Origin of the sequence: Micromonospora sp. NPDC023888 (assembly GCF_040639415.1) — a bacterium.
In the GTDB taxonomy this organism is placed as follows: domain Bacteria; phylum Actinomycetota; class Actinomycetes; order Mycobacteriales; family Micromonosporaceae; genus Micromonospora.
The window spans coordinates 1-11,955 of sequence record NZ_JBEZZW010000032.1 but is presented as its reverse complement, the minus strand read 5'-3'; the positions used below and the strand labels follow the sequence as shown (position 1 = coordinate 11,955).

The 11,955-nt window shown below is 70.9% G+C and carries 11 protein-coding genes; 8 read left to right on the top strand and 3 right to left on the bottom strand.

The annotated features are described in order from the left end of the window. Positions 1 to 2 precede the first annotated feature (2 nt). Positions 3 to 860, bottom strand: coding sequence for an SPFH domain-containing protein (locus AB0F61_RS25080; protein ID WP_357813976.1), 858 nt, complete (start codon positions 858 to 860; stop codon positions 3 to 5). A gap of 223 nt (positions 861 to 1,083) precedes the next feature. Between AB0F61_RS25080 and AB0F61_RS25075 the strand changes: the two genes are divergently transcribed. From AB0F61_RS25075 to AB0F61_RS25040, 8 genes are all read left to right on the top strand, one after another. Then, a complete protein-coding gene (locus AB0F61_RS25075; protein WP_357813974.1) occupies positions 1,084 to 1,845 on the top strand; it encodes an ABC transporter ATP-binding protein in 762 nt (253 codons plus the stop codon). Next, the gene (locus tag AB0F61_RS25070; RefSeq protein ID WP_357813971.1) at positions 1,832 to 2,524 is read left to right on the top strand and encodes an ABC transporter ATP-binding protein; all 693 of its coding nucleotides are present in this window, start codon (positions 1,832 to 1,834) and stop codon (positions 2,522 to 2,524) included. The genes AB0F61_RS25075 and AB0F61_RS25070 overlap by 14 nt, the downstream gene beginning before the upstream one ends. Positions 2,525 to 2,572: 48 nt before the next feature. Continuing rightward, positions 2,573 to 3,823, top strand: a complete 1,251-nt coding sequence (locus AB0F61_RS25065) for an ABC transporter substrate-binding protein (RefSeq protein ID WP_357813968.1) — start codon at positions 2,573 to 2,575, stop codon at positions 3,821 to 3,823. Continuing rightward, a complete protein-coding gene (locus AB0F61_RS25060) occupies positions 3,820 to 4,701 on the top strand; it encodes a branched-chain amino acid ABC transporter permease (RefSeq protein WP_357813965.1) in 882 nt (293 codons plus the stop codon). Before AB0F61_RS25065 ends, AB0F61_RS25060 begins: the two co-directional genes overlap by 4 nt. Continuing rightward, positions 4,698 to 5,711, top strand: coding sequence for a branched-chain amino acid ABC transporter permease (locus AB0F61_RS25055; protein WP_357813963.1), 1,014 nt, complete (start codon positions 4,698 to 4,700; stop codon positions 5,709 to 5,711). Before AB0F61_RS25060 ends, AB0F61_RS25055 begins: the two co-directional genes overlap by 4 nt. A gap of 77 nt (positions 5,712 to 5,788) precedes the next feature. Continuing rightward, positions 5,789 to 6,460: a transcriptional regulator gene (locus tag AB0F61_RS25050; protein ID WP_357813960.1), complete on the top strand. Its 672-nt coding sequence runs from the start codon at positions 5,789 to 5,791 to the stop codon at positions 6,458 to 6,460. 83 nt (positions 6,461 to 6,543) lie between these two features. Continuing rightward, positions 6,544 to 8,112 (top strand): MFS transporter, encoded by a 1,569-nt coding sequence (locus AB0F61_RS25045; RefSeq protein WP_357813957.1) that lies wholly within the window; start codon positions 6,544 to 6,546, stop codon positions 8,110 to 8,112. A gap of 11 nt (positions 8,113 to 8,123) precedes the next feature. After that, positions 8,124 to 8,732 (top strand): TetR/AcrR family transcriptional regulator, encoded by a 609-nt coding sequence (locus AB0F61_RS25040; protein ID WP_357813954.1) that lies wholly within the window; start codon positions 8,124 to 8,126, stop codon positions 8,730 to 8,732. A gap of 13 nt (positions 8,733 to 8,745) precedes the next feature. Here AB0F61_RS25040 and AB0F61_RS25035 read toward each other — a convergent pair whose 3' ends face one another. Next, positions 8,746 to 10,665 carry a helix-turn-helix domain-containing protein gene (locus AB0F61_RS25035; protein ID WP_357813951.1) on the bottom strand — a complete coding sequence of 640 codons (1,920 nt, stop codon included), beginning with the start codon at positions 10,663 to 10,665 and terminating at the stop codon, positions 8,746 to 8,748. A gap of 14 nt (positions 10,666 to 10,679) precedes the next feature. Then, a complete protein-coding gene (locus tag AB0F61_RS25030; protein ID WP_357813949.1) occupies positions 10,680 to 11,462 on the bottom strand; it encodes a 3-hydroxybutyrate dehydrogenase in 783 nt (260 codons plus the stop codon). Positions 11,463 to 11,955: the final 493 nt, after the last annotated feature.

Sequence of the window (11,955 nt, the reverse complement as noted above, 5' to 3'; positions counted from 1 at the left end):
CCTCACTTGCCGGTGACGATGCCCGGGTTGATGCACAGGCCCGGGTTGGCGCCGTTCTTCTCGGCGATCTCCAGGCAGCGGGTCACCTTGTCGACTTTCGCGTTGGTCTCGGTGATCTGCTTGGAGATCTCGGCGTTCTTGCGGTCCTGCTCCAGGTTGCGGGTCTGGGCCAGCTTGTCCTGGAACGCCTTGATGTTGCCCTCGGTCTTGTCGTCGTGGTTCACCCGGGTGATGGTCACCGAGAGGATGTCCACGTCGGTGGTGAGCCGGGTCTCCGCGCTGGTCTTGATGTTCGCCGCGAACGGCTTCAGGTCGACGTTGAGGTCGCCGGTCTGGGCGTCGATCTTTTCGAGGGGGTTGTACGCGGCGAAGGCGTCGTTGACCGCGCTGTCGAGCTGCACTCCCACCCGCTGGCCCCGGAAGCTGGCGAAGTCGCCCTTGTAGTCCATGAACTGCTTCGGCGCGTTCTCCGGCTTGACCTGCCACTCGATGAGCACCTCGACGCAGGCGTCGGCGAGCGTGCCGGTGCGGACCCGCACGCAGTTGTTGCCGCCGATGTGGTCGTACTTCTGCCGGCCGGCGTCCCACTCGCCGACCTTCTGCCAGGGCGCCACCCACTTCAGGCCGGAACCGGTCACCTCGCCGGTGGGCTTGCCGAAGCTGGTGACGATGCCGACCGAGCGGATGGGCACCGAGTGGGCGCTGGAGGCGACCCCGACCAGCAGGGTGAGGGCGAGGAAGCCGAGCGCCGCGAGAGCGGCCACCCGCTTCAGTGCTCGCGCGGGCGTGACGAGGGCCAGGATGGCGCTGACCGCCAGGGCGGCGGCGAAGACGATCGCCATGGTGAAGCCGACAGGCATGGGGTGGGGACCTTCCGCGGGGCTGTGTGGATCATCAACCTAGGAGGTTTGGTCAAGGTCACGGCGCGGGGGAGTGGCGTCGGCGCACGTCCCCACAGGGTCGAATATGGATGTCATCGACATGGCTCGACCCGTGCGGCCCGCCGTAGGTTTCGTCCACGCGACGGACCTGTGACCACGGTCACCGAATCGGCCGTCGCCGCGACGTGCGGAGGATGAGGCGATGGCCGGGCAAGCGCTCCTGTCGGCCCGCGGGCTGACCCGCGACTTCCGGGGCTTCCGGGCGGTCGACGACGTCGACCTCGACGTCGCGTCGGAAAGTGTGCACGCGCTTGTCGGCCCCAACGGCGCGGGCAAGACCACCCTGTTCAACCTGCTCACCGGCTTCCTGCGTCCCAGTGGCGGGCGGATCGAGCTGGCCGGGCGGGATGTCACCGGGCTGCCCCCGGAGCAGGTCGCCCGACTCGGCGTGGCGCGCTCGTTCCAGATCACCAGCCTCTTTCCACAGCTCTCCGCCCGGGAGCACGTCGCGCTGGCCCTGCAGTCGCCGAGCGGCCTGGGTTGGCGGTTCTGGCGGTCGGCGAAGCTGATGGACCGCTACACCGAGCGGGCCGACGAGTTGCTGGCCATGGTGGGACTGGCCGACCTGGCGCAGGCCCCGTCCGAGTCGCTGGCGTACGGCCGCAAGCGGGCCCTGGAGCTGGCCATCGCCCTGGCGTTGGAGCCGAAGGTGCTGCTGCTCGACGAGCCGACCGCCGGAATGGGTCTGGAGGACGTCGACCGCACCGTCGAGCTGATCAGCCGGGTCCGTCCGGGCCGGACCGTGGTGCTTGTCGAACACAACATGAGCGTGGTCGGCCGGCTCGCCGACACCGTCACCGTGTTGCAGGCCGGCAAGGTCCTCGTCGAGGGCCCGTACGAGCAGGTCCGTGCGGACGAGCGTGTGATCACCGCCTACCTGGGAGCCGCTGATGCTGCGCATTGAGAACCTGTCCGCCTTCTACGGTGAGGCGCAGGTGCTGCGGGAGGTCAGCCTCCAGGTCCGCGCCGGTGAGGTGGTCACCCTCGTCGGGCGCAACGGTGCCGGCAAGTCCACACTGCTGCGCTGCGTGATGGGGCTGCACTCCGGCCAGCGCGGCACGGTCGAGCTGGACGGGCGCGACATCACCCGGCTGCCGGCGCACAAACGGGCCCGCCTGGGGTTGGGCTGGGTGCCCGACGACCGGGGCAGCTACGCCACGCTGACCGTCACCGAGAACCTCACCCTGCCGCCCACCGTCGGCCCCGACCCCTGGTCGCTGGAGCGGGTGTACGAGGCGTTCCCCGCCCTGTACACCCGGCGGAACTCCGCGGCCACCATGCTCTCCGGCGGCGAGCAGCAGATGCTCGCGCTGGCCCGGGTGCTGCGGATGGGCGCCCGACTGCTGCTCTGCGACGAGCCCACCGAAGGGCTGTCGCCACTGTTGGTGCGGCAGGTCGCCGACCTGCTGCGCGAGGCCAAGCGGCACGGGGTGACAGTGCTGCTTGTCGAACAGAACCTGCACTTCGCCACGGGCGTCGCCGACCGGCACTACCTGCTGGCCGAGGGACGCGTCGCCGAGGCGATGGACAACTCCGAGGTGCGGTCGCGCGAACGTGAGCTGCTGGCGTACCTCGGGATCTGACTGTCAACGACGACCCGCGCGACGACGCGCGGGATGGATGGAGTGGGCATGCGCAGGACGGTGGGTGTGGTCGCGGCGTCGGCCGCGGTGGTGCTGGTCGCCGGATGTGGCGGCGGTGGCCCCCAGTCGGGTGGCGACCAGAAGCTGACCGGCGACAAGATCGTGCTGGGCGTGCTCAACGACCAGTCCGGGGCGTACTCGGAGTTGTCCGGCAAGAACTCGGTGACGGCTGTGGAGATGGCCATCGCCGACTTCACCGCGAAGTACGGCGACAAGGCGGTGACCAGTGACATCACCGTGCAGAGCGCCGACCACCAGAACAAGCCGGACGTGGCCAACTCCAAGGCCCAGGAGATGTACGACCGCAAGGGCGTCGACCTGATCCTGGACGTGCCCACCTCGTCGGCGGCGCTGAAGGTCGCCGACGTGGCGAAGGAGAAGAAGAAGCTCTACTTCAACATCGGCGCGGCGACCACCGACCTGACCGGCAAGAGCTGCAACAAGTACACGTTCCACTACGCGTACGACACGTACATGCTCGCCAACGGCACCGGGAAGACCACCACCGAGCAGATCGGCAAGAACTGGTACATCCTGTACCCCAACTACGCCTTCGGTCAGGACATGGAGAAGAGCTTCTCCACAGCGATCACGGCGGCCGGCGGCACGGTGGTGGGCAAGGACGGGGCGCCGTTCCCGAACACCAGCGGCGACTTCTCCACCTTCCTGCTCAAGGCGCCGACGCTGAAGCCGAAGCCGGACGTGCTGGGCACCATGCAGGCCGGCGCCGAGCTGGTCAACGTGGTGAAGCAGTACAACGAGTTCAAGCTGCGGGACAAGGGCGTCGGTCTCGCGGTGGGGCTGATGTTCCTCACCGACATCCACTCGCTCACCCCGGCCGCGCTGGCCGGCACCACGTACACCGACGCCTGGTACTGGAACTTCGACGCGAAGAACCGGGAGTTCGCCGACCGCTTCCAGCAGAAGGCCGGCACCCGGCCGACGTTCGCGCACGCGGCCAACTACTCGGCGGCGTTGCAGTACCTGGAGGCGGTGCAGGCCGCCGGCACCGACGACGCGGACACCGTGGTCAAGGGGCTGGAGGGCAAGACGGTCGAGGACGTCTTCCTGCGCAACGGCAAGATCCGCGCCGAGGACCACCGGGTGGTGCACGACGCCTACCTGGCCCAGGTGAAGCCGCAGGCCGAGGTCACCGAGGCGTGGGACTACGTGAAGGTGCTCAAGACGATCCCGGCCGCGGAGGCGTTCCGCGCGCCGTCGGCGGACTGCAAGCTATGAGCGGTTTCGCGCAGAACACCTTCAACGGGTTGGTGAGCGGGGCGTTCTACGCCCTGCTCGCCCTCGGGCTCGCCGTCATCTTCGGCATGCTGCGGGTGGTCAACTTCGCCCACGGGGCGTTCTACATGCTCGGCGCGTTCGGAGCGTACGTGCTGCTCACCGAGGGGGGTGTGCCGTTCTGGGCGGCCCTGGTGATCATGCCGGTGGGGCTGGGCCTGCTCGGCATGGCGCTGGAACGCGCGGTGATCCACCGGTTGACGAAGCTCGACCCGCTCTACAACTTCCTGCTCACCTTCGGCCTGACGCTGATCCTCCAGGACCTGGTGAAGCTGCGCTACGGCGTGCAGTCCAGCCCGTACGCCACCCCGGCGCTGCTGGACGGGACCGTGAACTTCGGCCTGTTCGACTTCCCGACGTACCGGGTGTTCATCCTCGGCTTCGCGGTGCTGCTCTGCGTCACGGTGTGGTGGGTGCTCACCCGTACCCGCATCGGCATGGTGGTCCGGGCGTCCACCGAGCGGCCCGACCTGACCCGCGCCTTCGGCATCGACGTCGGACGGTGGGTCACCCCGGTGTTCGGCTTCGGCATCGGGCTGGCCGGCCTGGCCGGGGTGCTGGCCGCGCCGATGCGGGCGGTCAACCCGCTGATGGGCGCCGACCTGATCATCGTGGTCTTCGCGGTGGTGGTGATCGGTGGGCTGGGCTCGATCTTCGGCTCGGTCGCCGCCGGCTTCGGCATCGGCCTGGCGCAGGCCTGGGGCGAGGCGTACCTGTCGGATTTTCCGATCGTCTCCCAGACGATCGTGTTCGTCGTGATGGCCGGCGTGCTGCTGTGGCGCCCGGCCGGCCTGTTCGGTCGTGAGGAGGCTCCCGCATGACCAGCACCGTGGACACTCCCGCCGACGCGTCCCGCCCGGCCCCGCCGTCCGGGCTGCTCACCGTGGCCCGCGCCCCCGGCTGGGTGCGGTACGCGCTGCTCGCCGTCGGGCTGGCCGTCGCGGCGTGGCTGCCCAACGGCCTCTACCCGGCGGTCGCCGTGGACATCCTCTGCTGGGCGTTGTTCGCCGTGGCGGTGGACCTGCTCCTCGGCTTCACCGGGCTGATGTCCTTCGGTCACGCGGCGTTCTGGGGCACCTCGGCGTACGTCACCGGGTTGGTAGCCATCCACGCGGGCCTGCCGTTTCCCGCGGCCGTGCTGGCCGGGGCGCTCGCCGCGGCCGTCCTCGCCGTGCCGATCGGCTATTTGGCAGTCAAGCGCACCGGCATCTACTTCGCCATGGTGACCCTGGCCTTCGCGCAGTTGGTCTACTACGTGGCGAACGAGTGGCGCTCGGTCACCCAGGGTGAGAACGGACTCCAGGGGGTGCCCCGCGACCTGTTCGGCGTCGACCTCACCGACGACTACTACTTCTACTACGCGATCCTGCCGATCGTGCTGCTCGGGCTGGTGGCCGCCTGGCGGATCGTCCACTCGCCGTTCGGTCGGGTGCTTGTCGGCATCCGGGACAATCCGGCGCGGGCGCGGGCACTCGGCTATCCGGTGCACCGCTACAAGCTCACCGCGTTCGTCCTCTCCGGGTTCATCGCCGGCCTCGGAGGTGGGTTGTTCGCGGTCGGCCACCGGTTCGTCTCGCTGGACGTGCTGCACTGGACCACCTCCGGCAAGGCGGTCATCGTGGTGGTGCTCGGTGGGATCGGCACCCTCTGGGGTGGGGTGGTCGGCGCCGCCATCGTGGTCCGGTTGGAGGACTGGTTGTCCTTCTCCGGGTTCGAGGCGATCGGCCTGGTGACCGGCGGCATCTTCGTCCTCGTCGTGGTGCTGTTCCGGCGCGGCATCTGGGGCAGCGCCGCCGCGTTGGCCCACCGGCTGGCGGCCCGCCGCCGGTAAATCCCGCGCCGGCGCATCCGCCGCGCGCCGTTTCGGCGAACCCCCGGGTAGGGAATGTCTATCCGGGGGTACGTCTGGTGCTGACCGAGCCGATGCCGGCGGAGACCGTGGAGATCGCGCACAAGCAGGTCTCGCTGGCTGCCGAGGACCTGGACGGCAACGCCGTCGCCACGCTGGTGCTGGAGTTGGCCGAGACCTGGGGCGTGCCGGCGCTCTGGGAGCAGGTCTGCCGTCCGGTGCTGGCCCGGCTGCCGGGGCGCGCCGCCGCCGAGGTCGCCGTCGAGCATGCCCTCTGCGAGGGCGTCCGGGTCGGGTTGGACGTGTACCGCCGGGAGCCGGGCCGGTCCCTGCCCACCGGCGGGGTGCTGCTGGCCGGCGCCGAGAAGGAGGCGCACTGCCTGGGTCTGCACGCGCTCGCCGCCGCGCTGCGCGAGCAGGGCCGGGGCTGTCTGCACCTCGGTCCCGCGCTGCCCTGGCCGGCGCTTGACAGCGCGGTGTACCGGGCCCGCCCGCACACCGTCGTGCTCTGGTCGCAGACGCCGGTCACCGGCCGCGCGTACCGCCTGGTGCGCTTCGCCCGGGACTCCCCCCGGCTGCGCGTGTACGGCGCGGGGCCGGGGTGGATCGAGCCACTCACCGCGCCGGCGGCACGTCTCGGCTCGCTGCCGTCCGCTGTCGCCGCCTGCCTGGCCGTCGCTCCCCGACGTGACGCCCACCACATACGATACGGATCGGTACCGTATCGTTAATGCGCACCGTAGGCTGAGTCGCGTTACGAGTCTTACCCGTATCGTATTGCGTCGCGGGGAAAAGCGTGGGGGGAAAGCCAGGCATGGAGCTGCACAACAACACCGGTCACCCGAGGAGGTGGGCGATCCTGGGAGTGCTGGTGATCAGCCTCCTCGTGGTCGTCCTCGACAACACGATCCTGAACGTCGCCCTGCGCACCCTGGCCGACCCGGTGCACGGCCTCGGTGCCAGCCAGGGCGAGCTGGAGTGGTCCATCAACTCCTACACGCTTGTCTTCGCCGGGCTGCTGTTCACCTTCGGGGTGCTCGGCGACCGCGCCGGCCGCAAGCGCTTCCTGATGATCGGTCTGGTGCTGTTCGGCCTGGCGTCGCTGCTCTCCGCGTACGCCGACAGCCCGGCCCAGCTCATCGCCGCTCGCGCCCTGATGGGGGTCGGCGGCGCGGCCATCATGCCGGTGACGCTCTCGATCATCTCCAACGTCTTCGACCCGCGCGAGCGCGGTCGGGCCATCGGTGTCTGGGCCGGAGCCGTCGGCCTCGCCGTGGCCATCGGCCCGATCCTCGGCGGCGCGCTGCTTGAGCACTTCTGGTGGGGTTCGGTCTTCCTGATCAACGTGCCGGTCGTCGTCGCCGGCGTGGTGCTGGTGGGGCTGCTGGTCCCGGAGTCGCGTGACCCGCGACCGGGCCGGGTCGACGTGCTCGGCGTGCTGCTCTCCGTGGTCGGTCTGGTCGCCCTCTCCTACGGCATCATCGACGGCGGCGAGCACGGCTTCGACCGCCCGACGGCCTGGGGTTCGATCCTGGTCGGCGTCGCGGTGCTCGCCTGGTTCGTGCAGCACGAGCGGCGCAGCGACCACCCGTCGCTCGACGTCCGGCTGTTCAAGGTGCCCCACTTCGCCGCGCCGGTCGCCATCGTCGGCCTGGTGTTCTTCGCCGCGATGGGCTCGATGTTCTTCGGCTCGTTCTACCTGCAACTCGTTCGCGACTACAGCCCGTTGCAGACCGGTCTGCTCTTCCTGCCCTTCGCCGGCGCCCAGTTGGTCTTCGCGCCGCGCAGCGCCGCGATGGTCCGCCGCTACGGCGGTAAGGCCGTCGCCACCGTCGGGTTGGCGCTGACCGCGGTGTCCCTCGGCGCCTTCGTCTTCATCGGCGCCTCCACCCCGATCTGGATCGTGCTGCTGGTCTTCCTCATCCAGGGCGCCGGGATGGCCAACATCATGCCGCCCGCCACCGAGTCGATCATGTCTGCGCTGCCCCGCGAGAAGGCCGGTGTGGGCTCCGCGGTCAGCAACACCATCCGCCAGGTGGCCGGCGCGCTCGGTGTGGCCGTCCTCGGCTCGGTGCTCTCCGCGGTCTACCGCAGCGACATCAGCGACGCGCTTACCGGTCTGCCCACGCAGGCCCGCGACGCGGCCAACGAGTCGATCTCCGGGGCGTACGCGGCGGCGGGCCAGCTCGGCCCGGCGGCGCCGACGCTGATCTCGGCGGCCAACGACGCCTTCGTCACCGCCATGCACTGGGCGGCCGGCCTCTCCGCGGTGATCGCCGCACTCGGGATCATCGTGGTGCTGCGCTGGATGCCGGGCAAGGAGGAGACCCGCGTCGCCCCGGCGGCGCCGGTCGCCGAGCCCGAACTGGCCGGCACGGCATAGGTACGGGAAGAATGCCGGACATGACGTCCACCGCCGATGCTCCGCGGTCGCCCGGGCGACCGCGGAGCATCCGCGCCGACGAGGCGATCATCGAGGCCACCCTCGACCTGCTCGCCGAAGGCAGCACCATCGAGGCGCTCTCGATCGAGGCGATCGCCGCTCGCGCCGGGGTCGGCAAGGCCACCATCTACCGCCGCTGGGCCGGCAAGGACGCCCTGCTGCTGGACGCGCTACGCCGGCTCAAGGGCGTCCTGGCGCAGCCCGCCGGGCACTCCGTCCGCGACGACCTGGTGCTGCTGGTCGGCGCGATCGGCAAGAACGTCGACCCGCGTGCGGCGAAGATCATGCCCTGTCTGGCGCCCGTCGTGAACCGCAGCGCGGACCAGTTCCAGCTCTACCAGAACATCATCTCGCCCCGCCGGCAGTTGATGCGCGAGGTGCTGCGGCGCGGCATCGACGAGGGAGTGCTCCGGGCCGACATCGACGTCGAGGTGACGATGGCGCTGCTCACCGGGCCGATGCTGATCCAGCGGGTGCTCCAGTGGAATCCGGACCTGGACGAGCAGACCCTGCCCGAACGGGTCGTCGACGCCGTGCTGGAGGGCATTCAGGTCCGCTGAGCCACGGCGTCGGTCAGGTGGCCGGTGCGCGCAGCCGGTGCAGACGCAGCGCGAGCTGCACCTCCAACGCCCGCTCGGGCCGCTGCCAGTCCGCGCCGAGCAACTGCCCGACCCGCTCCAACCGCTGGGTCACCGTGTTCACGTGCACGTGCAGTTGCTCGGCGGCGCGGGCCAGACTGCCACCCACCCCGAAGTACGCCTCCAGCGTCTTCACCAGCGCCGTACCCCGCCGGGCGTCGTAGTCGACCACCGGCCCGACCGTGGTGCGCAGAAACTCGGCCACGTCCGTCTCGCCCCGGTCTCCGACCGTGCCCAACAGCAGCCCCACGAAGCCCAGCTCGGCGGTGCTCGCCCCCTGGCCGGCCCGGCCCAACGCGCCAAGCGCCGTCAGGCACCGGTCCGCCTCGTGGAACGTCCCCGCCAGCGCCGCCGGCCCGTTCGACGGGCCGCTCGCCCCGGCCGTCACCGGACGGCCCGTCACCCGGGACAGGTCCCGGGCCACCGCACGGGCGCTGCCGCCCGCGTCCAGCCCCGGCAGCATCAACACCACCCGACCGTCGCGCGCCGCGGCCAGCCCGCCGCGCGCCGAGGCGTACGTGGTCGCCCAGGACAGCACCCGCTGCCGTGCCGAGCCGGTCGCCGCGATGGCGTCGTCGCCCACCGCCACCAGCACGTGCGGGGCATCCAGGTCCACCCCGAGCCGCCGGGCCCGGCTGCGCAACGCGTCGGTGTCGCGAAGCGGACGGGCGATCAGGTCGTCCAGCAGCTCGCCCCGGACCCGCCCCTCCGCCTCGGCGACCGTCCGCCGGAACAGCAGCAGCAGCGCGGTCACCAGCGCGGCCCGCTCCAGGATGCGCTGGTCGGCGTCGACCAACTCGTCGTCCGGACGCAGCACCAGGGCGCCCAGGTTCTCCGCGCCCGCCACCACCGCCGCGTACCAGAGCGGGCCGCGGCGCACACTGCGCCCCTCGGTCCGCGACGCCGCCACCGCCTCGACGATGTCCACCCGCTCCGGCTCGTCGATCTCACCCACCCGGGCCAGCAGGCGGCCCTCGGCGTCAAGCGCCAGCAGCGCGCCACCGAGCACCTCGGTCACCGCCGCCGCCACGTCCTCCACACCGCCGCCGCGCAGCACCAGCGCCGTCATCCGGTCGTGTGCCGCCGCGGCCCGCTCCACCGAGCTGCTGTGCGCCCGGATGGTGGTGTTCGCCGCCGACAACTCGGCCAACGCCGAGCGGGTCTCGGTGAGCAGCCGGGCGGTGTCGATCGCCACCGCGGCGTGCGCGGCGAGCGAGACCAGCAGCGCCACCTCCTCCCGGACGAACGGTCGGGCCGAACGGTTGGCCGCGTAGAGCACCCCGATCGAGGTGGAACCGAGCCGCAGCGGCACCCCGAGGATCGCCACCAGGCCCTCCTCGCCCACCCCGGCGTCGATCTCGCCGGTGTGGTGGAAGCGCGCGTCCTCGCCGTAGTTCGCGGTGACGTACGGTGCGCCGGACTGGGCCACCAGACCGCCCAGGCCGGCACCCATCGGCAGCCGCAGCCGCTGGAAACGGGCCGAGACCGACCCGTCGGTCACCCGCATGTAGGTGTCGCCGCGCTCGTCGTCGTTGAGCGTCATGTAGGCCACGTCCGCGCCGAGCAGGTTGCGCGCCCGGTGCACGATCGCCCGGAGCACGTCGTCCAGGTCGCGCAGCCCGGCCAGGTCACTCACCGTGTCGTACAGGCCGGACAGCTCGGTCTCCCGGCGGCGCCGACGCTCCAGCAGCGCGCGGACCCGCAACGCCACCGACTTGGCCTGCTCCAGCTCGGCCAGCCGCTCCGGCGGCAGCCCCGCGGCCCGCGCGGCCACCAGCGGTCCCTCGAACTCGACCGCCGCGGCCTCACGGGCGAGCAGCTCCAGGAACTCCACAGGCGATGACATGGTCGACATTGTGCTCAGCCCCACTAGTTGGCCGTCCAGCCCCCGTCGAGGGCGATCGACGCACCGGTGATGAACGCCGCCGGCGGCGAGCAGAGGTACGCCAACAGCTCGGCGACCTCCTCCGGTTCGATCAGCCGCTTGATCGCGGCCCGAGCCAGCATGATCTTCTCGATCACCTCGGCCTCGTCGATGCCGTGACTGGCCGCCTGGTCGGCGATCTGGCTCTCCACGAGCGCCGTGCGCACGTACGCCGGGTTGATGCAGTTGGCGGTCACCCCGTGCGCGGCGCCCTCCAGCGCCACCACCTTCGACAACCCCTCCAGGGCGTGCTTGGCCGAGACGTAGGCCGCCTTGTACGGCGAGGCGCGCAACCCGTGCACCGAGGAGATGTTGACGATCCGACCCCAGCCCCGGGCGTACATGTGCGGAAGCGCCCGCCGGATCAGCAGGAACGGCGCCTCCACCATCACCCGCTGGATGTACTCGAAGCGCTCGACGGGAAAGTCCTGTAGCGGCGCGACATGCTGGAGCCCGGCGTTGTTCACCACGATGTCCACGTCGACGTCGAGGCGGTCCACCGCCGCGGCGTCGGACAGGTCCACACCCTCGGCCCGGCCGTCGACCTCGGCCGCCACCGCCTTGGCCGCCTCCAGGTTGCGATCCACCACGAGCACCTTGGCGCCGGCCGCGCCCAGCCGCAGGGCGCACGCCCGCCCGATGCCGCTGCCGCCCCCGGTGACCAGGGCGGTCCGACCGGCGAGGTCGACCTGTACGACGTGGGGGACCACCACGGGTTCTGCCGTCATGGCGCAAGAAGTTACGAGCTGTGTGCTCTCCGGCACATGGGCCAGCGACACATACTCCGCACCAAAGCTGTGTGGCCCACTCGGCCCGTCCCGCGGCCTCGTCCTCGCTCGCGACCCTGTCGTGCGCGGCCGTTCCCGCTCGCGCCCCTGTCGCCCGGTCCTTCCCGCCGCCGTCCCGCCACTCCTCGTGCCGCAAGATCGCGCAGCATCCAGGATGTAGTGCCGTCCTGGCGCTCCGTGACCACCGCATCCTGGTTCGAGCACGACCTTGCCGCTGGCACCCCCGAACCCCCGCTCCCGGCCGGCCGAGGACGCTGCTCGTCGTCAAGATCCGCGCAGTATCAGGGATGTTGCTGTCTCTGGCGCGTCGGAGGCAGCAACATCCGGGAAGTTGCGTAGATCTTGGCGCGGGGCGCGGGGCGCGGGGCGCGGGGCGCGGCAAGCGGTTGACTGAAGTTGCCAAGAAGGCGGGCGTCAGCGAGGCCACCGTCAG